Origin of the sequence: Streptomyces sp. 8N616, from assembly GCF_052246385.1 — a bacterium.
Taxonomy (GTDB): domain Bacteria; phylum Actinomycetota; class Actinomycetes; order Streptomycetales; family Streptomycetaceae; genus Streptomyces.
In genome coordinates, this window is the sequence record NZ_JBQQBY010000014.1 from 48,135 (window position 1) to 72,990 (window position 24,856).

The 24,856-nt window shown below is 68.4% G+C and carries 21 protein-coding genes; 10 read left to right on the forward strand and 11 right to left on the reverse strand.

Annotation, left to right across the window (positions count from 1 at the left end):
* Window positions 1-58: 58 nt before the first annotated feature.
* Window positions 59-2,674 (reverse strand): transglycosylase domain-containing protein, encoded by a 2,616-nt coding sequence (locus ACTWQC_RS14800; protein WP_443316124.1) that lies wholly within the window; start codon window positions 2,672-2,674, stop codon window positions 59-61.
* A 357-nt stretch (window positions 2,675-3,031) separates the two neighbouring features.
* On the opposite strand from ACTWQC_RS14800, the gene ACTWQC_RS14805 reads away from it, so the two are divergent.
* The 3 genes from ACTWQC_RS14805 to ACTWQC_RS14815 all read left to right on the forward strand — a co-directional run bounded on the left by ACTWQC_RS14805 (window position 3,032) and on the right by ACTWQC_RS14815 (window position 6,242).
* Window positions 3,032-3,703 carry a helix-turn-helix transcriptional regulator gene (locus ACTWQC_RS14805; RefSeq protein ID WP_443316125.1) on the forward strand — a complete coding sequence of 224 codons (672 nt, stop codon included), beginning with the start codon at window positions 3,032-3,034 and terminating at the stop codon, window positions 3,701-3,703.
* Between the two features lie 50 nt (window positions 3,704-3,753).
* The gene (locus tag ACTWQC_RS14810; protein WP_443316126.1) at window positions 3,754-4,836 is read left to right on the forward strand and encodes an inositol-3-phosphate synthase; all 1,083 of its coding nucleotides are present in this window, start codon (window positions 3,754-3,756) and stop codon (window positions 4,834-4,836) included.
* Window positions 4,837-4,925: 89 nt separating this feature from the next.
* Window positions 4,926-6,242 carry an MFS transporter gene (locus tag ACTWQC_RS14815; protein WP_443316127.1) on the forward strand — a complete coding sequence of 439 codons (1,317 nt, stop codon included), beginning with the start codon at window positions 4,926-4,928 and terminating at the stop codon, window positions 6,240-6,242.
* Window positions 6,243-6,399: 157 nt separating this feature from the next.
* Here ACTWQC_RS14815 and ACTWQC_RS14820 read toward each other — a convergent pair whose 3' ends face one another.
* Window positions 6,400-7,899, reverse strand: a complete 1,500-nt coding sequence (locus ACTWQC_RS14820; RefSeq protein WP_443316128.1) for a CCA tRNA nucleotidyltransferase — start codon at window positions 7,897-7,899, stop codon at window positions 6,400-6,402.
* A gap of 174 nt (window positions 7,900-8,073) precedes the next feature.
* Between ACTWQC_RS14820 and ACTWQC_RS14825 the strand changes: the two genes are divergently transcribed.
* The 7 genes from ACTWQC_RS14825 (at window position 8,074) to trxA (ending at window position 17,672) form a co-directional block, all read left to right on the forward strand.
* The gene (locus ACTWQC_RS14825; RefSeq protein ID WP_443316129.1) at window positions 8,074-10,425 is read left to right on the forward strand and encodes a DUF6049 family protein; all 2,352 of its coding nucleotides are present in this window, start codon (window positions 8,074-8,076) and stop codon (window positions 10,423-10,425) included.
* 45 nt (window positions 10,426-10,470) lie between these two features.
* Window positions 10,471-12,690: a murein biosynthesis integral membrane protein MurJ gene (murJ, locus tag ACTWQC_RS14830; RefSeq protein ID WP_443316130.1), complete on the forward strand. Its 2,220-nt coding sequence runs from the start codon at window positions 10,471-10,473 to the stop codon at window positions 12,688-12,690.
* Between the two features lie 112 nt (window positions 12,691-12,802).
* Window positions 12,803-14,557, forward strand: a complete 1,755-nt coding sequence (locus tag ACTWQC_RS14835; protein ID WP_443316131.1) for a serine/threonine protein kinase — start codon at window positions 12,803-12,805, stop codon at window positions 14,555-14,557.
* Window positions 14,558-14,592: 35 nt separating this feature from the next.
* A complete protein-coding gene (gene sigM, locus ACTWQC_RS14840; protein WP_443316132.1) occupies window positions 14,593-15,279 on the forward strand; it encodes an RNA polymerase sigma factor SigM in 687 nt (228 codons plus the stop codon).
* Window positions 15,280-15,773: 494 nt separating this feature from the next.
* The gene (locus ACTWQC_RS14845; protein WP_443316133.1) at window positions 15,774-16,214 is read left to right on the forward strand and encodes a hypothetical protein; all 441 of its coding nucleotides are present in this window, start codon (window positions 15,774-15,776) and stop codon (window positions 16,212-16,214) included.
* A gap of 113 nt (window positions 16,215-16,327) precedes the next feature.
* Window positions 16,328-17,302: a thioredoxin-disulfide reductase gene (gene trxB, locus ACTWQC_RS14850; protein ID WP_443316134.1), complete on the forward strand. Its 975-nt coding sequence runs from the start codon at window positions 16,328-16,330 to the stop codon at window positions 17,300-17,302.
* Window positions 17,303-17,342: 40 nt separating this feature from the next.
* On the forward strand, window positions 17,343-17,672 hold the full coding sequence (gene trxA, locus ACTWQC_RS14855) for a thioredoxin (protein ID WP_443316135.1): 330 nt from the start codon (window positions 17,343-17,345) through the stop codon (window positions 17,670-17,672).
* A gap of 80 nt (window positions 17,673-17,752) precedes the next feature.
* On the opposite strand, the gene ACTWQC_RS14860 is transcribed toward trxA, so the two are convergent.
* The 9 genes from ACTWQC_RS14860 to rpmH form a co-directional block, all read right to left on the reverse strand.
* Window positions 17,753-18,370, reverse strand: coding sequence for a GNAT family N-acetyltransferase (locus ACTWQC_RS14860; protein WP_443316136.1), 618 nt, complete (start codon window positions 18,368-18,370; stop codon window positions 17,753-17,755).
* Window positions 18,371-18,710: 340 nt separating this feature from the next.
* Window positions 18,711-19,859 (reverse strand): ParB/RepB/Spo0J family partition protein, encoded by a 1,149-nt coding sequence (locus ACTWQC_RS14865; RefSeq protein WP_443316137.1) that lies wholly within the window; start codon window positions 19,857-19,859, stop codon window positions 18,711-18,713.
* Window positions 19,856-20,941, reverse strand: coding sequence for a ParA family protein (locus tag ACTWQC_RS14870; protein WP_443316236.1), 1,086 nt, complete (start codon window positions 20,939-20,941; stop codon window positions 19,856-19,858). Before ACTWQC_RS14870 ends, ACTWQC_RS14865 begins: the two co-directional genes overlap by 4 nt.
* A gap of 260 nt (window positions 20,942-21,201) precedes the next feature.
* Window positions 21,202-21,918 (reverse strand): 16S rRNA (guanine(527)-N(7))-methyltransferase RsmG, encoded by a 717-nt coding sequence (gene rsmG / locus ACTWQC_RS14875; RefSeq protein ID WP_443316138.1) that lies wholly within the window; start codon window positions 21,916-21,918, stop codon window positions 21,202-21,204.
* A 111-nt stretch (window positions 21,919-22,029) separates the two neighbouring features.
* The gene (locus tag ACTWQC_RS14880) at window positions 22,030-22,542 is read right to left on the reverse strand and encodes a Jag family protein (RefSeq protein WP_443316139.1); all 513 of its coding nucleotides are present in this window, start codon (window positions 22,540-22,542) and stop codon (window positions 22,030-22,032) included.
* A gap of 12 nt (window positions 22,543-22,554) precedes the next feature.
* Complete coding sequence (yidC, locus tag ACTWQC_RS14885) at window positions 22,555-23,664, reverse strand: membrane protein insertase YidC (RefSeq protein ID WP_443316237.1); 1,110 nt, start codon at window positions 23,662-23,664, stop codon at window positions 22,555-22,557.
* A 12-nt stretch (window positions 23,665-23,676) separates the two neighbouring features.
* Window positions 23,677-23,994, reverse strand: coding sequence for a membrane protein insertion efficiency factor YidD (yidD, locus tag ACTWQC_RS14890; protein ID WP_443316140.1), 318 nt, complete (start codon window positions 23,992-23,994; stop codon window positions 23,677-23,679).
* Window positions 23,991-24,407, reverse strand: coding sequence for a ribonuclease P protein component (gene rnpA / locus ACTWQC_RS14895; protein WP_443316141.1), 417 nt, complete (start codon window positions 24,405-24,407; stop codon window positions 23,991-23,993). The genes yidD and rnpA overlap by 4 nt, the downstream gene beginning before the upstream one ends.
* Before the next feature lie 25 nt (window positions 24,408-24,432).
* The gene (rpmH, locus tag ACTWQC_RS14900) at window positions 24,433-24,570 is read right to left on the reverse strand and encodes a 50S ribosomal protein L34 (RefSeq protein WP_443316142.1); all 138 of its coding nucleotides are present in this window, start codon (window positions 24,568-24,570) and stop codon (window positions 24,433-24,435) included.
* Between the last annotated feature and the right edge of the window lie 286 nt (window positions 24,571-24,856).

Sequence of the window (24,856 nt, forward strand, 5' to 3'; positions counted from 1 at the left end):
GCCCGGTCGGACCGGGCGGGGGCTGTGTCGTACGACGGGCGTCACAGGAGGTGGACGGTCACTCCTCGCGGCTGGTCGGGCCGCCGAAGAGCCCGCCGTTCCCATTGCCTCCGTTGCCGTTCCCGCCGCCGGGCTCTGACGGGGAGCTCGACGCCGTACTACCGCCATCGGAGCCGGTAGTCGTGCCGCCGTCGCTGGTACCCCCGCCGGTCTGGCACTGCGGGTCGAAGACACCACAGGTGTCCGAGGGGCTCGGCGAGGTGGACGGCTTGCCGCCCCCCGGCGTCCTGGACGGCGTCACGGAGGGGGTCGCCGAAGGGCTCTGGGACGGGGCGGTCGGCGTCGGCGACGGGGCACCGTCCTGGTCGACCTTGTCACCGATGGGCTCCGCCGCGGGGAAGGGCTTGTTCGGCTGGTCCTTGAGCGCTGCCCTCATGTAGTCGGTCCAGATCTCGGTGGGAATGGCACCACCGTGAATGGAGTCGAAGCCACCGGTGCCGTTCATGGAGAGCAGCTTCTTGCTCTCGGGATCGGTACGGAACATGGCGATCGAGGTCGACAGCTGCTTGGTGTAACCCACGAACCACGCCGACTTGTTCTCGTCGGTGGTACCGGTCTTGCCGGCAGCGAAGCGGTTCAGCGCCCTCGCCTTTTGCGCAGTGCCGTTCTTGATGACGTTCTGCAGGACCTTGGTCACATTGTTCGCGACATTGTTCTCCAAGGCCTGCTTGGGCTTGGGCGGCTCGAAGCCCTCCAGCTCCTGCCCTTCCTTCTCCACCTTGGTGACCGAGTACGGCTCGACGTGAACGCCGGAGGTGGCGAAGGTGCCGTACGAGTCGGCCATGCGGATGGCGCTCGGCGTCGAGGTGCCGAGGGAGTAGGACACGTTCAGCCGGTCCATGGTCTCCTCGAGGATGCCGGTGTCCATGGCGATCTCTTTCACATTGCCCAGACCGACATCGACGCCCAGCTGCGCGAAGGGCGAGTTGATGGACTGCTCCATCGCCTTTTCGAGAGTGATGTAGCCCCAGCGCTTCTCACCCTCGTTCTTCTGGCGGAAGGGCTCTCCGCCAGGCCCGGGGATGGGCTGCCCGTTGCGGTCCTTGATGACCACCTTGTCATTGCCGTTGTACTTGCTCTGCGGCGAGATTCCCTCACCGTCGCTCTTGTACGTGCCGTACTCCATCGCCGCGGCCAGGACGTACGGCTTCCAGGTCGAGCCGACCGGGACGCCGGAGGTGTCCGCGTTGTTGTTGAAGTGGTTCTGGTCGTATCCCTCGCCGCCGTAGAGCGCGACGATCTTGCCGCTCTTCGGATCGACGGACGCTCCACCGAACTGGACGAACTTGTCCTTCTCACGCTTCTTCGAGTCGAGATACACCTTACGAGACGCGTTGACGGATTTCTCGAGCGCCTCGGTCTTCTTCCTGTCGAAGGTCGTGCGGATCTGGTAGCCGCCCTTGGACAGGTCGTCCGGCTTGAGATCGGTCTGCTTGAGTACGTACTTCTGTGCCGTCTCGACGAGGTAGCCGGTCTGGCCGGACAGGCCCTTGGCCAGCTTCGGGTCCTTCGGCGTCGGGAAGCCGTCTGCGAGAATCCTGCTGCGCTCGGCCGCGCTCATCGCGCCGGTCTGAACCTCGCGGCCGAGCGTCCAGGCCCAACGCTCCTTGGCTCGCTGGGTGTTGAGCTCCTTGGAGGCATTGTCACCGATGCCGCCGGCCGGGTCGTAGAAGTTCGGACCTTTCAGAACAGACGAGAGGAAGGCGCTCTGGCTTGCGGTCAGCTTGTCGCTGTCCGTGTTGTAGTACGCCTGGGCCGCTGCCTGGATGCCGTACGCGCCCCGGCCGTAATAGGCCGTATTGAGGTAGCCCTCCAGAATCTCCTGCTTGCTGAGCTTCGAATCGACCTTGATCGAAATGAAGAGCTCTTTGGCCTTGCGCGTCAGCGTCTGCTCCTGGCTCAGCATGGCGTTCTTCACGTATTGCTGCGTGATGGTCGAACCACTCTGAGTCTCGGCACCCCTCGCCATATTGAAGACCGCACGTGCGATGCCGACGGGCGAAATGCCGGAGTCGTCATAGAAGGTGGCGTTCTCGGCGGAGATCACCGCATTCTGCATCGACTTGGGGATCGAAGTGATCGGCACGATCTGACGGTTCACGTCCCCACCGGTCGCGGCCATCTGCGTGCCGTCGGACCAGTAGAAAACGTTGCTCTCCGCCTCGGCGGTCTTGTTCTGGTCCGGCACCTCCACAAACGCCAGCGCTATGCCGGCGGCACCCAGGATCAGCGCGAAGAAGAAGAAACACGAGCCGGCGATGAGCTTCCACGACGGCACCCAGCGCCCCAGCCCCACCTTCCCCGCACGCGGGTAGTCGATGAAGCGCTTCTGCTGGGGCTCCCGTGCGGCCGCACGGCGCGCGGCCGCACGGGAGCCACCTTCGTGACTGGGGACCGCACGGCGGCGCCCGCCGCCACCGGCCGCCCGCTGAGCGGCGCGACGGGCCTCTGCGCGGCCGCCGTAGGACTCTTCGCCCATCGGTCCCGCGGAGGACCGGTTGGCGGTGCGCTGGGGCGCGGCTCGGCGACCGTACGGCGGCGGTTGCGCTCCGCGCCGGGCCGCGGCGCGTCCACCACCCTGGGACTGTGGTGGCTTGCGACGGTGCTCGCTCATGGAACAGCTACTCCTCGGGCAGGCGCTATCGCCTGAAAGCGACAGATGACTTCCGGTCCCCCCGGCATACGGACCCACACGTTCCGGTGGGCGGCCGCACTGCACCAGGGACGAGGACGCTCCGCGGTGTTCCGTGGTTCCCGGTGGCCTTCATGGCGCACAGACTACGCACGGTCAAAACTCACTGAGCACGCATCTTCACCCCAAATCAGGCAAGTTGATTCCTACGAATCAGTGATGTGACGCCGCTCACGGTTTCCCCTCTTGTCGCAGCCGGAGGGCCGTTCTATCGTCTTGATGTATCGAGTCGATACATCAGCGCGGCATAGGAGGCCGCCGAGCGAGGGGAGGCGGGGCATGAGCAGACGCTCCGGCATCCTCGAGTTCGCCGTCCTCGGCCTGCTCCGCGAGTCCCCCATGCACGGCTATGAGCTGCGCAAGCGGCTCAACACCTCGCTGGGCGTCTTCCGCGCGTTCAGCTACGGCAGCCTCTACCCCTGCCTGAAGACGCTGGTCAGCCAGGGGTGGTTGATCGAGGAACCGGGCAGCGCGCCGGAGGACGCGCTCGCCGCCTCGCTGGCCGGCCGAAGGGCGAAGATCGTCTACCGGCTGACGGCGGAGGGGAAAGAGCACTTCGAGGAGCTGCTCGCCCATTCCGGTCCCGACGCGTGGGAGGACGAGCACTTCGGCGTCCGCTTCGCCTTCTTCGGCCAGACGTCGCGAGACGTACGGGTGCGGGTGCTGGAAGGGCGCCGCAGCAGGCTGGAGGAGCGCCTTGAGAAGATGCGCGCGTCCCTGGCCCGTACCCGCGAGCGGCTGGACGACTACACCCTCGAGCTCCAGCGACACGGCATGGAGTCGGTGGAGCGCGAGGTTCGCTGGCTCAACGAGCTGATCGAGAGCGAGCGGGCGGGGCGGGATCAGCGGCGATCCGCCTCCGATTCTCAGGACCAGTCAGGGAGCACGGGCGGCCTGCCCCGGGACCGGGGTCGCTCCCGGCCGGATCCGTCCGACGACACCGCCAAGTGAGGTCCTGCATCCGGCAGGGCTTCGTCGAGTACACACAGGGAGCAACCGGAATGGGTTCGGTTCGCGTAGCCATCGTCGGCGTGGGCAACTGCGCCGCCTCGCTGGTGCAGGGCGTCGAGTACTACAAGGACGCCGACCCGGACAGCCGCGTGCCCGGTCTGATGCACGTGCAGTTCGGCGACTACCACGTGCGTGACGTCGAGTTCGTGGCCGCCTTCGATGTCGACGCGAAGAAGGTCGGCCTCGACCTCGCGGACGCCATCGGCGCCAGCGAGAACAACACGATCAAGATCTGCGACGTGCCGTCCACCGGCGTCGCGGTGCAGCGCGGCCACACGCTCGACGGCCTGGGCAAGTACTACCTCGAGACCATCGAGGAGTCCGATGAGGCCCCGGTCGACGTCGTCCAGGTCCTCAAGGACAAGCGGGTCGACGTTCTGGTCTGCTACCTGCCGGTCGGCTCCGAGGAAGCCGCCAAGTTCTACGCGCAGTGTGCGATCGACGCCAAGGTGGCGTTCGTCAACGCCCTCCCGGTCTTCATCGCCGGCACCAAGGAGTGGGCGGACAAGTTCACCGAGGCGGGCGTGCCGATCGTCGGCGACGACATCAAGTCGCAGGTCGGCGCCACGATCACGCACCGCGTGCTGGCCAAGCTGTTCGAGGACCGGGGCGTCATCCTGGACCGCACGATGCAGCTGAACGTCGGCGGCAACATGGACTTCAAGAACATGCTCGAGCGCGAGCGCCTGGAGTCCAAGAAGATCTCCAAAACGCAGGCCGTCACCTCGCAGATCCCCGACCGAGAGCTGGGCGAGAAGAACGTCCACATCGGACCGTCCGACTACGTGGCCTGGCTGGACGACCGGAAGTGGGCGTACGTCCGTCTCGAGGGCCGTGCGTTCGGCGATGTTCCGCTGAACCTGGAGTACAAGCTCGAGGTCTGGGACTCCCCCAACTCGGCCGGCGTCATCATCGACGCACTGCGCGCCGCGAAGATCGCCAAGGACCGCGGAATCGGCGGCCCGATCCTCTCGGCGTCCTCGTACTTCATGAAGTCGCCGCCGGTGCAGTACTTCGACGACGAGGCGCGCGAGAACGTCGAGAAGTTCATCCGGGGCGAGGTCGAGCGCTAGGAGCAATCCGGCGCGCCGCTTCTGGCTCGTGATCGCGGACCCTCGGGCAATACGCCCGGGGGTCCGTGTGCTGTGTGAGGCTGTGCGACATGGCTGTTGTGCGTGATCTGCGCGTGCTACTGGGGCTGCGTGACTTCCGGCGGCTGCTGGCCGTCCGCCTCCTTTCTCAGCTTGCCGACGGCGTGTACCAGGTCGCGCTCGCCACGTACGTCGTCTTCTCGCCGGAGAGGCAGACCACGCCCGCCGCCATTGCCTCGGCCATGGCCGTGCTGCTGCTCCCGTACTCCCTCATCGGACCCTTCGCAGGCGTCCTCCTCGACCGCTGGCGGCGCCGCCAGGTGCTGCTGTACGGCAACCTGCTCCGGGCCGTCCTCGCCTCCGGGACCGCGCTGCTGATCGTGGCAGAGGTGCCGGACTGGCTCTTCTACGGCTCCGCCCTGTCGGTGACCGCCGTCAACCGCTTCGTCCTGGCGGGGCTCTCGGCCGCCCTGCCGCGTGTCGTCGACCGGGACCGGTTGGTCATGGCCAACTCCGTCTCCCCGACGGCCGGGACGCTGGCCGCCACGGCCGGTGGCGGGTTGGCCTTCGCCCTACGCCTCGCCGGCTCGGACTCCGACGCCGTGACCGTACTGCTCGGCGCCGGGATCTACCTCTGCGCGGGACTCGCCGCGCTGCGGATGGGACGCGAGTTGCTCGGACCGGATCCGGAACTGGTCCAGCCCCGTCTGCGGGCCGCCCTGGCCGGCACCGCCGAAGGGCTGGCCCTCGGCCTGATCCACCTGAGAGAGCGGCACCTGGCCGCACGCGCCCTGGCCGCGATGAGTCTGATGCGCTTCTGCTACGGCGCGCTGACCGTGATGGTCCTGATGCTCTGCCGGTACGCCTGGTCCGAGACCGAATCCGAGGGTCTCGCCCTGCTCGGACTCGCCGTCGCCGTCTCGGGTGCGGGATTCTTCGCGGCGGCCGTAGTCACGCCGTGGGCGATCGACCGGCTCGGCAGGGTCAGCTGGCTGGTTCCGGATGTCCAGCTGCGATGGATCGTCACCTGTTCGGCCGCGTCCGCGGTCCTCGAGCCCGGCCTGGGCCTGCCCTTCGAGCCCGCACCGATACTGGTCGCCGCCTTCCTCCTGGGCCTGGCGACCCAGGGCGCGAAGATCGCCACCGACACCATCATCCAGGAATTCGTCGACGACGCCTACCGCGGTCGGATCTTCTCGCTCTACGACATGCTCTTCAATGTCACCTTCGTGGCCGCCGCCGGCGTGGCAGCGCTCATGCTGCCGCCGGACGGCCGCTCGACGGCGCTGATCGTGCTCATCGCTCTGCTCTACGCAGCCGTCGTCGCGGCGGGCAAACCCATTCGGCCTAACGAAGGGGCTGTGTTTCACGTGAAACACAGCCCCTGAGCGGATACAGCGCTCTCTGGGCGGCCTCCGCATCACGCACTGCGACTCGATGTTTCACGTGAAACGGGAGTGCGCTCCTCGCGGACCGGCACCGCGGGACATGTGAAGCGGACCTTTGTTTCACGTGAAACATGGGCCCCCAAGGCGGCGCCCGGCGTCAGACCTGCGCGGCCCACCATTCCTTGAGCGCCGCTACAGCGTCATCCCGCTGCATCGGTCCGTGCTCCAGCCGCAGCTCCAGCAGATGCTTGTACGCCTTGCCGACCACCGGTCCGGGCTTCACGCCGAGGATCTCCATGATCTCGTTGCCGTCGAGGTCCGGCCGGATCGCGTCCAGCTCCTCCTGCTCCTTCAGCCGCGCGATCCGCTCCTCGAGACCGTCGTACGCCCGCGAGAGCGCCGCCGCCTTCCGCTTGTTCCGCGTGGTGCAGTCCGAGCGGGTCAGCTTGTGCAGCCGGTCCAGCAGCGGCCCCGCATCCCGTACGTACCGGCGCACTGCGGCGTCCGTCCACTCGCCCGTCCCGTAGCCATGGAAGCGCAGATGCAGCTCCACAAGCCGCGAGACGTCCTTCACGACATCGTTGGGGTACTTCAGCTTGGCCATCCGCGACTTGGTCATCTTCGCCCCGACCACCTCGTGGTGGTGGAAGGAGACCCGGCCGTCGCTCTCGAAGCGCCGCGTCTTCGGCTTGCCGATGTCATGGAGCAGCGCGGCCAGCCGCAGCACCAGGTCCGGCTCGCCCTCCTCGAGCCCGATGGCCTGATCCAGCACCGTCAGCGAGTGCTCATAGACGTCCTTGTGGCGGTGGTGCTCGTCACGCTCCAGCCGCAGAGCCGGGAGCTCCGGCAGGAAGTAGTCCGCCAGCCCCGTGCCGACCAACAGCTTCAGGCCCTTGCGGGGGTGAGGGGAAACGATGAGCTTGTTGAACTCATCACGCACCCGCTCCGCGGAGACGATCTGGATACGGTCCGCCATCGCCGTCATCGCCCTGACGACCTCGGGCGCGACCTCGAAATCCAGCTGCGCGGCGAACCGCGCGGCACGCATCATCCGCAGCGGGTCGTCCGAGAACGAGTCCTCCGGGGCACCCGGGGTCCGCAGTACGCGGGACGCGAGGTCCTCCAGGCCGCCGTGCGGGTCGATGAACTCCTTCTCCGGCAGCGCGACCGCCATCGCGTTGACCGTGAAGTCCCGGCGGACAAGGTCCTCCTCGATCGAGTCGCCGTAGGACACCTCGGGCTTCCGCGACGACCGGTCGTACGCCTCGGACCGGTAGGTCGTCACCTCGATCTGGTACTCCCGCACCTCGCCACCACTCCGGGTCCGCCGCATGCAGCCGACGGTCCCGAAGGCGATGCCGACCTCCCACACACTGTCAGCCCACGGCCGCACGATCTTCAGTACGTCCTCGGGCCGGGCATCCGTCGTGAAGTCGAGGTCGTTGCCGAGCCTGCCGAGCAGCGCGTCCCGTACGGAACCGCCGACCAGGGCAAGCGTGTGACCTGCCTCCCGGAAGCGGCGGGCGAGGTCGTCGGCGACGGGGGACACCCGCAGCAGTTCGCTCACGGCCCGGCGCTGCGCCTGACTGAGCTCGCTGACCGGCTGGGTGGTCTGCGAGGCCTGCGGGATACGACTGTCATGGTTGGCGTTCGGCACAACAGAACAGGGTACGTGGCCCAGCAGCCGGGAGCGTCCTCGATTCCCGTACGCCGTGGCTCCGGTCCGATCATGTCGAGCACTCCCCAGCACTTCGCCCCAGCGGGTCTCGTTACCATGCGTGGACGCACAATCGACGACCACCACTGACGACGATGAGGGACGGGCAAGCGCGTGGCCGAGGCGGCACAGTTCCAGCGAACGCGATCCGCTCCTGCCCGCCGGTGGCTGCGGCGCACTGCCGCCGTCCTGGTGGGAGTGCCGCTGCTCGCCGGACTGCTGCAGATCCCTGCCGCGCCCCCGGCGGACGCCGAGCCGAACGGCACCGGCTCGCGCACCGTGGACGTATCGATCAACTCGCTCACGCCGACCGCCCCGACCGATGACGACACGGTCACGGTCACGGGAACCGTCACGAACAACGGTCGCTCCACGATCACCGACGCCCATGTCGGACTGCGGCTCGGCCCCACCCTCAACAGCCGCAGCGCGATCGACAGCGCCGCCAAGCGCACTGGGTTCGCCTACGGCGCCGACGGGCAGGAGGTCGGCGGCAAGCACACCATCGACGTCGACAAGCTGCTGGCCGGCTCGACACGGAACTTCAGCCTGAGCGTCCCCGTGGAGGACCTGGACCTCGGCAGCGACGGGATCTATCAGCTCGGTGTCGCGCTCTCGGGACAGACCCAGAGCAGGCAGTACGAGCAGGTGCTCGGCATCGAGCGGACCTTCCTGCCCTGGCAGCCCTCGGCGGCTGACCGGAAGACGCAGGTCAGCTTCCTCTGGCCGCTGATCTCCTCCGCCCACCTCACGGCGCGGACAGACTCGGATCAAGAGCAGACGCGGATCTTCCGCGACGACTCCCTCGCTTCCGAGCTCGCGCCCGGCGGGCGCCTGCAGCAGATGGTCGCGCTCGGCAAGGACCTGCCGGTGACCTGGGTGGTCGACCCGGACCTGCTGGCGACGGTCGAGGCCATGACGAAGAACTACAAGGTCATGAAGTCCGACGGCACGACCACCGCGGGCAGGAACCAGACCGTCGCCAAGCAGTGGCTCATGGACCTCCAGGACGCGGTGGACGGCCGTGAGATCGTGTCGCTGCCCTTCGCCGATCCCGACCTCGCCTCCCTCGCCCACCGCGGGAAGGACGTGTCCGGCGCGCTCGGCCACCTCAAGTCCGCCACCGACCTTGCCTCCAGGACCGTGGAAACGATCCTGGGCACCAAGCCCCGTACCGACTTCGCCTGGCCTGTGAACGGCGCGATCGACTCCTCGGTGGTCGACGTCGCCACCTCCGCAGGTGCGCACAACGTGATCACCCGAAGCGACAGCCTCCGCGAGACCGGAGGCCTCCCCTACAGCCCCACGGCGGCCCGTCCGATCGGCCGTGGCAATACGGCGGTGGTGGCGGATGCCCGCCTCTCCACGGCCTTCCAGGGCGATCTGTCGCGTGCGGAGGGCTCGACGCTCGCCGTGCAGGAGTTCCTCGCCCAGACGCTCATGGTCACCATGCAGGCGCCCGAGAAGCGGCGGAGCATCGTGATCGCCCCGCAGCGCATTCCCACCGCGAGCCAGGCGCGGACGATGGCCGAGGCGATGGCCGGGCTCGACGGCGAGCGCTGGACCGAGGCGCTGGACCTGGGCGACGCGGCCAAGGCGAAGCCTGATCAGGCGGCCACCACCCGGGTGCCGGACACCGGCTCCTACCCCGGCTCACTGCGCAAGCAGGAGCTGCCCACGGAAGGCTTCGTTGAGGTCCAGCGGACGCAGAGCTCGCTCGAGCGCTTCCAGGTGATCCTCTCCCAGCCGGACCGTGTGGTGACGCCTGTCGGCAATGCGATCATGCGTGGGATGTCCACCTCCTGGCGCGGCGACGCCCGGGGCGCCGCCGACTACCGGAGCTCCGTAAAGGGTTACCTCACCGACCTCAGCCAGAGCATTCAGCTTGTCCAGAAGTCGCCGCAGACCCTGTCCGGGCGCAGCGCGACGATCCCGGTGACCGTGCAGAACAACCTGGTCCAGGGGATCGAGGGCATGAAACTGGTGCTCACCTCCGGCCAGCCGAACCGGCTCGAGGTCGACGAGCAGCAGGCGATCAAGGTCGAGGGCGGGCACAGCCAGTCGGTGAAGTTCGACACCACGGCCAATGCGAACGGCACGGTGTGGGTGACCGCCCAGCTCTACACGGACGACGGCACTCCCTACGGTGACTCGATGACATTCCGGGTGAAGGTCACCGAAATCACATCCACCGTGATGCTCGTCATCGCCGGCGGCGTCCTGCTCCTCGTTCTCGCCGGCATCCGGATGTACACGCAGCGCAAGCGGGCCACCGCCCGCGAGGCCGCGGACGACGCGGATTCCCCCGATACTGCACCGGAAGGCCCCGGGACAGAAGATCCGGCGCCGGAGGGTCCGGAGCCGCAGGAGCCGGAAACCGGTTCCGGGCAGCAGGGTGACGTGACACCGGACACCGGACCGGAAAGCGGCGACGCATCCGGTAAGGGTGAGAAAGTGGACCGTTGAGCGAAGTCGGGGCCGGCCGGCCGCGGACGATGAGGTGGGGTAGCGATGAACGCGCCGTACGACGGTGACCGTGGCCAGAGCCCGGGCAGTGACCCGGCGGGCCACACACCGCCGTCCCCTCCTGCAGATCCGTACGTCCAGGACGCCTACGCCTACGACCCGTACAGCGCCCAGGACCCCGCGGCGCAGGACCCGGTCACCGAGGCGCTCTACGACCGCTCTGCGCACCCTCCGCCGCCCCCCGGGGCGTACCCGGGCCCCCGGCCCCTCTACGGGCAGCCCCCGGCGCCGGCGCACGCCCCGGATCCGCGGCTGTGGGCGCCGACCCCGCCCCCTGAGCCGGAGGGCCCGTCGCACCACCTGCCCTACGGCGACGACGCCGCGACGACGCAGTACGTGGGCGTGGACGGCCTCGTCGGACCGGCAGCGGACCAGAGACCCGCACAGCAGGACGCCTTCGCGCATCTCTTCCGCGACCAGCAGCAGCCGTACGAGGCGCCACGGACCCCCCAGACTCCGCCCGCGCCGACGCCACCGGCCGAGCCGCTCACCGAGGCGGTGCCTCAGGCGCCGAAGCCGCCGGAGCCCCGGAAGCCGACTCCCGCACCGGCCCCCAAGCGCTCGGGCGGCCGGGCCGGCAGCATCCTGAAGTCCAGCGCGCTCATGGCCGCCGGCACGATCGTCTCGCGCATCACCGGATTCCTGCGCACCCTCGTCATGGCGGCGGCGATCGGCGTGGGAACGCTCAACGACACGTACCAAGTCGCCAACACCCTGCCGACGATGATCTACATCCTGGTCGGCGGCGGAGCCCTCAACGCGGTCTTCATCCCGCAGCTGGTGCGGGCCATGAAGGACGACGACGACGGTGGCGAGGCCTACGCCAACCGTTTGCTGACCCTGGTCGTGGTCCTGCTGGCCGGTGTCACCACCGTCTGCGTGCTGGCCGCCCCGGTCCTCATCCGCATGCTGTCGACGAAGTTCGCCTCCGACCCGGCCCACATGGAGGTGGCGGTCGCCTTCGCCCGCTACTGCCTGCCCACCATGTTCTTCATGGGCGTGCACGTGGTGCTCGGCCAAATCCTCAACGCGCGGGGCCGCTTCGGGGCGATGATGTGGACCCCCGTCCTGAACAACATCGTCGTGATTGCCACGTTCGGCGCCTTCATCTGGGCCTTCGGCGGCTTCACGTCGACCGGTGTCAGCGCGGCGACGGTCACCCCCGAGGGCATCCGGCTGCTGGGCATCGGCACGTTGCTCGGCCTCACCGTCCAGGCCCTGGCGATGATCCCCTACCTGCGGGACGCGGGCTTCCGCATCCGTCCGCGCTTCGACTGGCGCGGCCACGGCCTCGGAAAGGCGCTGGGCCTGGCCAAGTGGACCTTCCTCTTCGTCCTCGCCAACCAGCTCGGCATGATCGTCGTGCTCCAGCTCGCCACCTGGGCCGGCTCGGTCGCGGAGGGCGAGGGCTACACCGGCACCGGCATCACCGCCTACAACTACGCGCTGCTCCTGTGGCAGATGCCGCAGGCCATCATCACCGTCTCCGTGATGACCGCGGTGCTGCCACGCATTTCGCGCGCGGCCCACGACGAGGACGCCTCGGCGGTCCGTGACGACATCTCCTACGGCCTGAGGACCTCGGCGGTCGCGATCGTGCCGTGCGCCTTCGCGTTCCTCGCCCTCGCCGTCCCGATGACGACCCTGCTGTACGCGGGCTCCGGCGAGGAGGGCGCCCGCAACATCGGCTACGTGCTGATGGCCTTCGGTCTCGGCCTGATCCCGTACTCGGTGCAGTACGTCGTGCTGCGTGGCTTCTACGCCTACGAGGACACGAGAACGCCGTTCTACAACACCGTGATCGTCGCGGCCGTCAACGCCGCCGCCTCCGGTCTCTGCTTCGTCCTTCTCCCCTCCCGCTGGGCCGTCGTGGGCATGGCCGCCTCCTACGGACTCGCGTACGCGATCGGTGTGGGCGTCGCCTGGAAGAGGCTGCGCGTGCAGCTGGGCGGCGATCTGGACGGCTCACACGTCCTGCGCACGTACGCCCGCCTGACGGGCGCCAGCGTGCCGGCCGCGCTGGCCGCCGGAGGGGCGGCCTATGGCGTCACCCAGGCCCTCGGGAGCGGCGCCGTGGGCTCCCTGGTCGCGCTGGTCGGCGGCGGGATGGTTCTCCTCGGTGTCTTCTACGCTGCGGCCAGGCGCATGCGCATCGAGGAACTGACCGCCATGGTCGGTATGGTCCGGGGCCGCCTGGGTCGCTGACCGAGCACAACCATCGGCCGCCACCGTGTGTCGTGCATAGCGGCGGACTGTGGGCACAATTGTCTTTGCTGTGGTGCGAGAGCGTGCAACGGATGGGGAGGCAGGAACGACGGTGGCGGAACGGAGCACAGCTGCCGTCGACGTGGCAGACACCAGCGGCGAAGAGCCGCTGACCGCCCAGGCGGACAAGGCCACGGCCGACGGGGCGGACGCCCAGGAAACGCCGGGGACGGACGCGGAAACCGCGGACACCGGCACGACTCGGAGCACGAGCGAGGCCGAGGGCGCCGCGAGCGCCAAAGGCCCTGTGCCCGACGTGGAACCCCCGGAACTCCATAGTGGCCACAAACTCGCCAGACGCTATCGCCTCGAGGAGTGCGTCACCCGTCTGGACGGATTCAGCAGCTGGCGCGCCGTCGACGAGAAGCTCCGGCGCGCCGTAGGAGTCCATGTCCTGCCCGCCGACCACCCGCGGGCCCGACCGGTCCTCGCCGCGGCCCGTTCCGCGGCCCTCCTCGGCGACCCCCGCTTCGTTCAGGTCCTCGACGCGGTCGAGGAGAACGACCTGGTCTACGTCGTCCACGAGTGGCTTCCGGACGCGACCGAGCTCACCACCGTGCTCGCCTCAGGACCGCTCGAGGCGCACGAGGCGTATCAGCTCGTCAGCCAGGTGTCCCAGGCGATGTCCGCCGCACACCGTGAGGGACTCGCGCACCTGCGTCTGACCCCCAGCTCCGTTCTGCGCACCGAGTCCGGTCAGTACCGCATCCGCGGCCTCGCGGTGATGGCTGCGCTCCGCGGCATCAGCGCCGATCAGCCCCAGCGCACCGACACCGAGGCGATCGGCGCACTGCTGTACGCCGCGCTGACGCAGCGCTGGCCCTACGAGGGGAACGCATACGGTCTGTCCGGCCTGCCCAAGGGCGTCGGGCTAATCCGGCCCGACCAGGTGCGGGCAGGCGTCCACCGGGGCCTCGCGGACCTCGCGATGCGCGCCCTGGTGAACGAGGGCGCCACTCCGTCTCGTCAGGAGCAGCCCTGCACCACCCCGGAGGAGCTGGCCAAGGCGGTCGCGACGCTGCCGCGCATCCGCCCGCCGGAGCCCTCCTTCGCCACGCCCGCGTACCAGCCCACGGCGTACCAGCAGGGCGCCTACAGGCAGCCCGTGAGCCGCCCGGGCCCGGCTTCCCCCTCCCGCCCCGCTCCGGTGCCGCCGTCGCCCTTCCAGAGCCGCACCGGGCAGGTGCTCAAGTGGACCGTCGCCGCTCTGCTCATCGCGGCGCTGGGGCTCGGCAGCTGGCAGCTGGCAGACACCCTGATGGACCGCGAGAGCAGGACCGACGACTCGGGCGACTCACAGCCGTCCGGAGGGGGCGACGCCGGGAAGAAGAAGGATCTCGGGAGGCCGCTCCAGATCGAGGACGCGGACGAGTTCTCGCCGCTGGCATCCCCGGTGGCGGCGGAGAAGGTCGGCAACGCCGTGGACGGTGACACGGGCACGGCCTGGGTGACGCCTCGGTACGAGGGCTACGCGAACTTCGGCAACCTCTCGCAGCGGCAGCAGGGCAGCGGTCTCATCGTCGACCTGGGCGACGTCAAGGACGTGTCCGGCCTCGAGATCCACATGTACCGCCCCGGCCAGAAGGTCGAGGTGCTTGCTGCGGACGCCTCCACGGCGGCGCCGTCGTCGCTCGACGACTTCTCTCAGCAGCTCACGAAGCCGGAGAGTAGCGGAGGGACTCTGAAGGCCGCCCTCGACAAGTCCGTGCGGACACGATACGTACTGATCCACGTCACCGAGCTCCCCTCGGACGGATCGGCCAACGGGTTCCGTGGCGGGATCTCGGAGATCAAGATCACGGGCTGACCGGCGACAGCACAGGCGAAGGGGAGGGCCCGACGTTGGAGGACGCCATACGCGGCGCCGCAAGCGACCAGGAGCTCCTCGCCCGCCACGTAGCGGGGGACCCGGAGGCCTTCGGCGAGATAGTCCGGCGCCATCGTGACCGCCTGTGGGCCGTAGCCCTGCGCACGCTCGGCGACCGGGAGGAGGCCGCCGACGCCGTCCAGGACGCACTCGTCTCGGCCTACCGCGCCGCCCACTCCTTCCGCGGCCAGTCGGCCGTGACGACCTGGCTGCACCGGATCACCGTCAACGCCTGCCTCGACCGGGCTCGTAAGGCCGCCTCCCGCCGCACCTCCCCGGTCGCCGAGACAGAACGCCTCGAGCAGCTCCTGGAGCCCCACGAGTCCGCCGCCGCGCCGGCCGAGCGCCGCGATCTGCACCGCGAACTACTGAAGGCGCTCGCCACCCTCCCGGCAGAGCAGCGCGCGGCCCTCGTCCTGGTCGACATGCAGGGATATCCCGTTGCCGAGGCCGCCGACGTCCTCGATGTCCCCACAGGGACGGTGAAGAGCCGCTGCGCTCGAGGCCGGGCGAGACTGCTCCCCCTGGTCGAGCATCTACGCAGCGATGGCGGGGATAGTCCGGACACGGGCGGGGGAAGGAACCGGACGCAGGGGACATCCGTCCCAGCGGCAGGACCGAGGGGCACAGATGCCGTGAAGGGCGGAGGTGGGCGAGCGTGACATCCTCGACCGGCACGGACCAGCATCCGGATGTCGCGGAGATTTCCGCACTGACAGAGGGCCTCCTGCCACCGGACCGCACAACCGAGGTACGCGACCATCTGGCGGCCTGCGAGCTGTGCACGGATGTCCGGGCTTCTCTCGACAAGATCCGCGGACTGCTCGGCACCTTGCCCGGCCCTACGCGGATGCCTGCGGATATCGCAGGACGCATCGATGCCGCTCTCGCCGCAGAGGCCCTTCTGGACTCGACGGCGCCCGTCACTGTTTCACGTGAAACCGAGGCCGCAGCGGAACCCGTCGGCGAGACAGACGCGGCCACGCTCGTTTCACGTGAAACCACGACCGGGTCGCGTACACCGCGGTCCGCGCATCGCCCTGAAGGACGCCCAAGCGCGTCCACCGGCCCGGGCCGCCGAACTCGCAGCAGGCGTAGCTGGCGCACGGCGGTCTTCGGTACGGCATGCGCGCTCGCGGCCATCGGGCTCGGAGGCGTGATCGTCGAGGCCGTCGATTCCCCGTCCGACTCCTCGACGGGCTCCACCATGGCGGACAGGGCCGACACGAAGGAGGATGCCGAGCTGGCGGCCAGTGGGCTCGCGCCGCGGGTGCAGCGCCTGCTCGACGACGCGGACACCAAGCGCGGTCCCTCGGCTCCTGACGGCGAGGTGGGTTCCCAGTCCAGCCCCAACACCACCATGCGGGGGAGCGGCGCCACCGTGCCCTCGTGCGTGCGCGCGGGAATCGGGCGCACCGACGCCCCGATCGCGGCCGACCAGATCACGTATGAGGGCACGGCCGCCTACCTCGTCGTGCTCCCGCGGGTCTCCGATCCCGCTCGAGTCGATGTCTATGTCGTCGACTCCGCCTGTACGGGGACCTCGCCGCAGAGTCCCGGCGATGTGCTGTTGAAGGACGTGTACAAGCGCGGTTGAGCGACGCGGCGTGCAGTGAGGGCTCCGGGAATGCCGGCCCCGTAGGATCCGTTGGGTGGGATGAGAGTCCCGCTAGGACCACCCAGCAGTCGGCAGAGACGAGGAAGACACCCGTGAGCGACGTCCGTAACGTGATCATCATCGGCTCCGGGCCGGCGGGTTACACCGCGGCGCTGTACACCGCGCGCGCCTCCCTGAAGCCTCTCGTTTTCGAGGGTGCCGTCACCGCTGGCGGTGCACTGATGAACACCACCGATGTGGAGAACTTCCCCGGCTTCCGCGACGGCATCATGGGTCCGGACCTGATGGACAACATGCGGGCCCAGTCCGAGCGCTTCGGAGCCGAGCTCATCGCGGATGACGTCGTTGCCGTGGACCTCACGGGCGAGATCAAGACCGTCACCGACTCTGCCGGCACGGTCCACCGCGCCAAGGCCGTGATCGTGACCACGGGCTCGCAGCACCGCAAGCTGGGCCTGCCCCGCGAGGACGAGCTCTCCGGCCGCGGTGTCTCCTGGTGCGCCACCTGCGACGGCTTCTTCTTCAAGGACCAGGACATCGCTGTGGTGGGTGGTGGCGACACCGCGATGGAGGAGGCGACCTTCCTCTCCCGCTTCGCCAAGTCCGTCACCGTCGTGCACCGCCGGGACGCCCTGCGTGCCTCGAAGGCGATGCAGGAGCGCGCCTTCGCCGACCCGAAGATCTCCTTCGCCTGGGACAGCGAGGTCGCCGAGATCCACGGCGACCAGAAGCTCTCCGGTCTGACCCTGCGGAACACCAAGACGGGCGAGCTTTCAGAGCTCCCAGTCACCGGCCTGTTCATCGCCGTCGGACATGACCCGCGCACCGAGCTGTTCAAGGGCCAGCTGGACCTCGACGCCGAGGGCTACCTCAAGGTCGACGCTCCCTCGACCCGGACCAACCTCATCGGGGTCTTCGCCGCAGGTGACGTCGTGGACCACACCTACCGCCAGGCCGTCACCGCTGCCGGCACCGGCTGTGCCGCCGCTCTGGACGCCGAGCGGTACCTGGCGGCTCTCAGCGACACCCGGCCCGCCGAGCCGGAAAAGGCCGCAGCGGCCCTCTGATACTGACCTTCCTCACGCATCAACGAATTAGGAGATCGCCATGGCCGGCGCCCTCAAGAACGTGACCGACGCAACCTTCGATGAGGATGTCCTCAAGAGCGACAAGCCCGTCCTCGTCGACTTCTGGGCAGCCTGGTGCGGCCCGTGCCGCCAGATCGCTCCCTCCCTGGAGGCCATCGCCGCCGAGCACGGCGACAAGATCGAGATCGTCAAGCTCAACATCGACGAGAACCCGGGGACGGCGGCCAAGTACGGCGTCATGTCCATCCCGACGCTGAACGTCTACCAGCACGGCGAGGTGGCCAAGACCATCGTCGGCGCCAAGCCGAAGGCCGCGATCCTCCGCGACCTCGAGGACTTCATCGGCTGACGGTTCCACGTTTCACGTGAAACAGGCCCGCCCCTGGAGGGGCGGGCCTGTTCGCGTTTCTGCAGTACGCATCCGGAAGGCTACAGAGGCCGGAGAGCGGGCTCCTTCTGGACCGCACCGAGCAACCGGTCCAGCGCCAGCTCCACGTCCTCCTTCCAGGAGATCGTGGTCCGCAGTTCAAGCCGCAGCCTGGGGAACCGGTGGTGCGGACGTACGGTCTTGAATCCCACGGCCAGCAGATGCTCGGCGGGGAGCACGCACGCGGGCTCCTTCCACCGGGCATCACCGAAGGCCTCGATCGCCTTGAATCCCCGGCGAAGAAGATCCTTGGCAACCGTCTGCACGATGACGCGGCCGAGACCCTGCCCCTGGTAACCCGGCATGATCCAGCCCGTCATTAGCTGCACCGCGTCTGGTGACACCGGGCTGGTGGGAAAGGCCGTGGACCGCGGCACGTAGGCGGGCGGGGCGTACAAGACGAACCCCACCGGCACCTCGTCGACGTAAACGACGCGGCCGCAGGATCCCCACTCGAGAAGCACCGCCGAAATCCAGGCTTCCTTCTCCAGCTCCGGACGGCCCGCCTTTACTGCGGCTTCGCCGCTGACCGGATCGAGCTCCCAGAAGACGCACGACCGGCAGCGCTTGGGAATGTCCGGAAGGTTGTCCAGTGTGAGCGGTACGAGCCGACGCCCCATGCAGCCTGTTCCTCACTTCCATCGCCTGCCGCCCCTCGGGCGGCTGCCAGCGCTCCGCGCTCCCTGATGAGACTGCCGACGAACCCGCCGACTGCCCCTAGGCTCAATCCTGCGGCCAACAGTCCCGCGCGGCTCACCGATCGCATGGCCCGCTCCTCCAAATGAGGTGTCTCCACGTGGATGCGCCATACCCGAACGCATCGTATCCACGTCGCGATTGCACTGATACCGCGATAAAGCAAAGGGCGGGCCGTGTCCCGGTGACGGGGACCCCAGGAGAGTCCCGGCCGTCACGATCCGGCACGATGGCCCGCCCTCGACTCAGGAGGAACCAGGGGAATCAGTACTCGCCGTCCCCCTCCGCTTCCCCGGCCTCGGCAGACTCCGCGGCCTCCGCAGCCTCCTTGGAAAGACTCTGCTCCAGCACCCGGCCCTCGCCGGGAGCGAGCGAGCCCAGGATCCGCTCCAGATCCTCTATCGAAGCGAACTCGACGACGATCTTTCCCTTCTTCTGTCCCAGATCCACCTTCACCCGGGTCTCGAAGCGGTCCGACAGCCGTGATGCGAGGTCGGTGAGCGCAGGCGACACGCGGGTACCGGCCCGCGGACCCTTGGGCTTCAGGGAGCTGCTGGGCCTGGGCCCCATCAGCGTCACGATTTCCTCGACCGCTCGAACCGACAGCCCCTCGGCCACGATCCGATGCGCGAGCCGGTCCTGCTCCTCGGAATCCTCCACCGACAGCAGAGCACGAGCGTGTCCTGCCGAGAGCACCCCTGCAGCGACCCGCCGCTGCACAGACGGGGACAGTTTGAGCAGCCGCAGCGTGTTGGAGACCTGCGGGCGGGAGCGCCCGATGCGGTCCGCCAGCTGATCGTGGGTGCAGTTGAAGTCTTTGAGGAGCTGGTCGTAGGCTGCGGCTTCCTCCAGCGGGTTCAGCTGCGCCCGGTGCAGGTTCTCCAGCAGCGCGTCGAGCAGGAGCTTGTCGTCGTCCGTTGCCCGGATGATCGCGGGGATCCGCTCGAGGCCGGCCTCACGGCAGGCCCGCCACCGGCGCTCGCCCATGATCAGCTCGTAGCGCTCCGGCGCCAGCTGCCGTACGACGACCGGCTGGAGGAGGCCGACCTCCTCGATGGAGGTGACAAGCTCCGCCAGCGCGTCCTCGTCGAAGACCTCACGCGGCTGCCGGGGGTTCGGCGTAATGGAGTCGAGAGGCAACTCGGCGAAGTGGGCTCCACCCGGCTGCTCCTCCACCAGAGCCGCAACCGACTCGTCCGGGGAAGGCGCCTCCGTTTCACGTGAAACCCCGCTCGCCGGCAGCGTGGCGACCGTGGCCGCCGCCACCCCGCGGTCCGGCGCGATGGTCGGAACCGCGGCCGGTGAGGTGGTCCCCACGCCCACTGCCGGGACCGTGCCGTTGCCCGAGCCCTGCGGAGCCGCGGGGATCAGCGCGCCGAGCCCCCTGCCCAGTCCTCTACGTCGTTCACTCACTGCATCCCCTCCGACATGCTGTGCTGTTCCTGCTGAGCGTTCTGGCCCGCCAGATGCGGGAACTGCGGGTCGTACTGCACACCGACCCCTCGCAGCGCGATCTCGCGAGCTGCTTCGAGGTACGAGAGCGAGCCACTGGAGCCCGGATCGTACGTGAGCACCGTCTGCCCGTAGCTCGGCGCCTCCGAGATTCTCACCGACCGCGGGATGCTCGTCCGCAGCACCTCATTGCCGAAGTGGCTGCGCACCTCTTCCGCCACCTGCGAAGCGAGCCGGGTCCTGCCGTCGTACATGGTGAGGAGGATCGTCGAGACATGCAGCTGGGGGTTCAAATGGCCCCGCACCAGGTCGACGTTCCGGAGCAACTGACCCAGCCCTTCGAGCGCGTAGTACTCGCACTGGATCGGGATCAGCACCTCGGCTCCGGCCACCAGGGCGTTCACCGTGAGGAGGCCCAACGACGGGGGACAGTCGATCAGGATGTAGTCCAAGGGCTGCTCGTACCCCTGGATCGCCCGCTGCAGCCGGCTCTCCCGCGCCACGAGGGAGACCAACTCGATCTCTGCACCGGCCAGGTCGATCGTGGCCGGAGCGCAGAACAGCCCCTCCACATCCGGGACCGGCTGGACGACCTCCGAGAGCGGCTTGCTCTCGACGAGGACGTCGTAGATCGAGGGCACCTCGGCATGGTGATCGATACCCAGAGCCGTAGAGGCATTCCCCTGCGGGTCGAGATCGATCACCAGCACCCGTGCTCCGTGCAGGGCGAGCGAGGCGGCAAGGTTGACCGTAGTCGTAGTCTTGCCCACTCCGCCCTTCTGGTTGGCGACCACCATCACGCGCGTCTGCTCGGGCCGTGGCAGCCCTTCGCCCGCTCGACCAAGCGCCTCCACCGCAAGCTGCGCGGCGCGACCGATGGGGGTGTCGTCCATCGGAGGTGGTGTTTCACGTGAAACACCGTCCCCTGCCGATTCGGTACGGGGACCGGGGACCGGATCGGTCATCGGTCCCGCGATGTTGGCGTCGGACCGCAAGGATTCACTCTCCTCGACTTCAGGCTCACAATGAACAGAGCCTGCCATGCTTTCGGGGTCGTGAACCAGCGAGGCCCGTTCTCCTGTGGATGAATCCGCGTCGACAGCAGCTTCCGACGGTGCGGAGTCCGCATTCCGAGACGGCGCGGTGCGGTCGCGATTCGCGGCAGCCGCGCGACCACGGCTGATGATTCCCTGCAGCAGTGAGCGACGTTTCACGTGAAACACGATGCATGGACGGGCGCCCTAGATCGTCGCGACACTCCGGTCTGGGTAGTTTTGGCAGCTTGTATGGAGCATTGCAATGACTAGCGGCGTCGCCTGGACCGCCCGGCACGAGCAGCCTTGGCCCTCTTGGCTGCGAACCTCACACCGCCAGGGCTCTCACCGACCTCGACCCGTACGACAGTTGACGGCGGGTCCACCAGGCCCTCGCCAACGTGGAGAATTGACGACTCAACAACACCGAGCTTGCTGAGTGCGGCACGCGCACCCTTGAGCTCCTCCTCGGCCGTATCGCCCTTGAGTGCCAGCATCTCGCCGTAAGGACGCAGCAGCGGAACGCCCCAGCCCGCCAGCCGGTCCAGCGGAGCCACAGCGCGCGCGGTCACCACGTGCACCGGCGGGAGCGTCCCCAGCACCTCTTCGGCCCGGCCTCGCACCACGCTGACGTGCTCCAGGCCCAGCAGCTCGACGACTTCCTCGAGGAAGGTGGTCCGCCGCAGCAGCGGTTCGAGAAGCGTGATCCGCAGATCCGGACGGACAAGGGCGAGCGGGATGCCGGGCAGGCCGGCCCCCGAGCCCACGTCGCACACCGTGACGCCTTCCGGCACCGCTTCCGACAGCACCGCGCAGTTCAGCAAGTGCCGTTCCCAGAGCCTCGGCACCTCACGCGGCCCGATCAGCCCTCGCCTGACGCCGGCATCGGCGAGCAGCTCGGCGTACCGGACAGCCTCAGGGAAGCGCTCGCCGAAAATCACCTCTGCCGCATCCGGCGCCGGGGGGAGTTCCGCTGCCTCCGTCACGGGGACCCGTCCTTCCGTACACGCTCTCGTCCATGCTGACTGTCAGGTTGACAAACTACGGCCCCGCCTGCGAACAGACGGGGCCGCGAACACTGCGGGACCGGGGTCCGGTCAGGCAGGGAGTACGACGACGCAGCGCTGGGGCTCCTCGCCCTCGGACTCGCTGCGCAGCCCCGCCGCCGCCACTGCGTCATGGACGACCTTGCGCTCGAACGGCGACATGGGCTTCAGCTTCACCGGCTCACCGCTGCCCTTCGCGTCCTCCGCCGCCTTGGCCCCCAGCTCACTGAGCTCCTCGCGCTTACGGGCCCGGAAGCCCGCGATGTCCAGCATCAGACGGCTGCGGTCGCCGGTCTCCCGGTGTACCGCGAGCCGGGTCAGCTCCTGGAGCGCCTCCAGCACCTCGCCGTCGCGGCCCACCAGTTTCTGGAGATCCCGGCTGGTCGAGTCCTCGCTGATGATCGAGACCGAGGCTCGGTCGGCCTCGACATCCATGTCGATGTCGCCGTCGAGGTCCGCGATGTCCAGCAGCCCCTCGAGGTAGTCGGCCGCGATCTCCCCCTCCTGCTCGAGGCGGGTGAGGGTGTCGCCACCCTCGGTGGCAGAGGTCGTGCCTTCCGTCACTGGATGGCCTCCTTACTTCTTGGACGGGTGCTTGGGCCGCTGCTGACCCTTGCGCTGTCCGGACTTGGTACGGGCGGAACCACCGGCCGACTTCGGCTTGGCAGCGCCGTCCTGCGGCTGATCCTGCTTCTCCAGCGACGGCTTCTGGTCCGGGCTCGAGGTGGAGGCCGTGCTCTTGGCCGTCTGAGCACCGCCCGCCTGGCGCTTGGCCTTGCTCTGGCGCTTCGGCTGATGCCGGGCCGCCCGGGCGGCCTCGACGGCCTTCCTGGCCTCGACCTGCTCCGGCTCCTCCTTCAGCTTGCCCTTGGCGCGCAGCCGCTCCTGGCGCTGCTCGAAGGCCAGGCTGCCGGGGGTCGGGTTCCGGTGGATGACGTACATCTGCTGGCCCATGGTCCACACGTTGGTGGTCAGCCAGTAGACGAGGACACCCACCGGGAAGTTGATGCCGAAGACGGCGAACATGATGGGGAAGACGTACATCAGCATCTTCTGCTGCTGCATGAACGGCGTCTTCACCGTGAGGTCGACGTTCTTGGTCATCAGCTGGCGCTGCGTGTAGAACTGCGACGCCGACATCAGAACGATCATGATGACCGTGACCACGCGGACATCGGTCAGCGTCGCGCCCAGCGACTCGATCTTGCTCGCGCTGTCCAGGAACTTCGACGCGATCGGAGCGCCGAAGATGTGGGCGCCCCGCGCGCTGTCCACCAGCTGCTGGTCCATGACACCGACGGGGTGGTCACCGGCGATCTTGTTCAGCACCTGGTACAGCGCGAGGAAGAAGGGTGACTGCGCCAGAATCGGGAGGCAGCTCGAGAGCGGGTTGGTACCCGTCTCCCGATAGAGCTTCATCATCTCCTCGGACTGGCGCTGCTTGTCGTTCTTGTAGCGCTCCTGGATGGCCTTCATCTTCGGCTGGAGCGCCTGCATGTTCCGTGTCGCCTTGATCTGCTTCACGAAGAGCGGGATCAGGCAGATACGGATCACCACCACCAGGGAGACGATGGACAGACCCCAGGCCCAGCCACTGTCCTTGTCGAAGACGAGGCTGTACAGCGAGTGGAACTGGACGATGATCCAGGAGACAGCGGTATAGAGAGGACCGAGGATCGAGTCGATCACAGACACGGATCAGGCTCCTTGGGCGTTGGGCTGAGTCTCGGGCTGTCCCGCCGGCGCTTCGGCGGAGCGGGTGCTCCACCGGCTCCGCAGCCGTTGGTGCCAGACCGGATGCTTCCGGGGAGGTACGTGGTCGACGCCACCGAGCGACCACGGGTTGCAGCGCAGGATGCGCCAGGCGGTCAAGGCCGTCCCTTTCACCGCGCCGTGCACGTCAATGGCCTGGTAGCCGTAGTGCGAGCACGACGGGTAGTACTTGCAGACCGGCCCGAGGAGCGGGCTGATGGTCCACTGGTACAGCTTGATCAACCACAGCAGCGGGTACTTCATCGCTGCACCCTCCCCTGGGCTTTGCCATGGGTGGCCCCACCGAGGAGCCGCTGCAGCGCGGCGTCGAGGTCGCGGGCCAGCTCGTCGTGGTCCGCTTCGCCGGCACCGGGCAGCGCCCGTACGACAACCAGGCTACCTGCGGGCAGCAAGCACAGCCGATCTCGCATGAGGTGCCGCAGCCGCCGCTTCACCAGGTTGCGGACGACCGCGCCGCCGACGGCCTTGCTCACGACGAAACCCGCACGTGCCGGAGGAGCATTCTCCCCAGACGCATGCGGGTCCGTGCCCCTCGGTTCGATGGAGGGGGCGCTTCGGAGGTGGACGACGAGGAGAGGGCGCCCGGCCCTGCGTCCTCGGCGTACCGCGGCCGCAAAGTCCTCGCGCCGCCTCAGCCGATTCTCGGTAGGCAGCACTGCATGGACCTTGAGGTCAGGCTGCTCAGGCCGAAAGACGCGTGCGACCCTTGCCACGGCGGGCGGCGAGGATCGCGCGGCCGGCACGGGTGCGCATACGCAGCCGGAAGCCGTGGGTCTTCGCGCGGCGACGGTTGTTCGGCTGGAAGGTGCGCTTGCTCACTCGGGGGCTCCAGAAATGACTCGTGTGGTGGCGGGACATCGCCTGGCTGTCACCGTGCGCCCACGAGTAGCTCGCAATACGCCCGAGTGCACCGCTTCTTGATCACGAATCGTGATCCATGCCCATCGGAGGCAGGCGGCAGCAGCCATCGACAACTCGACCTGGTTACGGTACGCGCGGCTGCGCCATCCGGTCAAACCAGCGGCAGCTGGGGACACGCCGCCCCGGTTCACCCTCCCGGCCTAGGGCCCGCCCATGCGCCATGGCACATTTGTGCACACCCTGT

Coding starts and splice junctions, on each gene's coding strand:
- ACTWQC_RS14805 (WP_443316125.1), top strand. CDS start 3,032: ATGAGCAGACGCTCCGGCATCCTCGAGTTCGCCGTCCTCGGCCTGCTC.
- murJ (WP_443316130.1), top strand. CDS start 10,471: ATGAACGCGCCGTACGACGGTGACCGTGGCCAGAGCCCGGGCAGTGAC.
- ACTWQC_RS14810 (WP_443316126.1), top strand. CDS start 3,754: ATGGGTTCGGTTCGCGTAGCCATCGTCGGCGTGGGCAACTGCGCCGCC.
- trxA (WP_443316135.1), top strand. CDS start 17,343: ATGGCCGGCGCCCTCAAGAACGTGACCGACGCAACCTTCGATGAGGAT.
- ACTWQC_RS14870 (WP_443316236.1), bottom strand. CDS start 20,941: ATGGCAGGCTCTGTTCATTGTGAGCCTGAAGTCGAGGAGAGTGAATCC.
- yidD (WP_443316140.1), bottom strand. CDS start 23,994: ATGAAGTACCCGCTGCTGTGGTTGATCAAGCTGTACCAGTGGACCATC.
- ACTWQC_RS14815 (WP_443316127.1), top strand. CDS start 4,926: ATGGCTGTTGTGCGTGATCTGCGCGTGCTACTGGGGCTGCGTGACTTC.
- ACTWQC_RS14800 (WP_443316124.1), bottom strand. CDS start 2,674: ATGAGCGAGCACCGTCGCAAGCCACCACAGTCCCAGGGTGGTGGACGC.
- ACTWQC_RS14860 (WP_443316136.1), bottom strand. CDS start 18,370: ATGGGGCGTCGGCTCGTACCGCTCACACTGGACAACCTTCCGGACATT.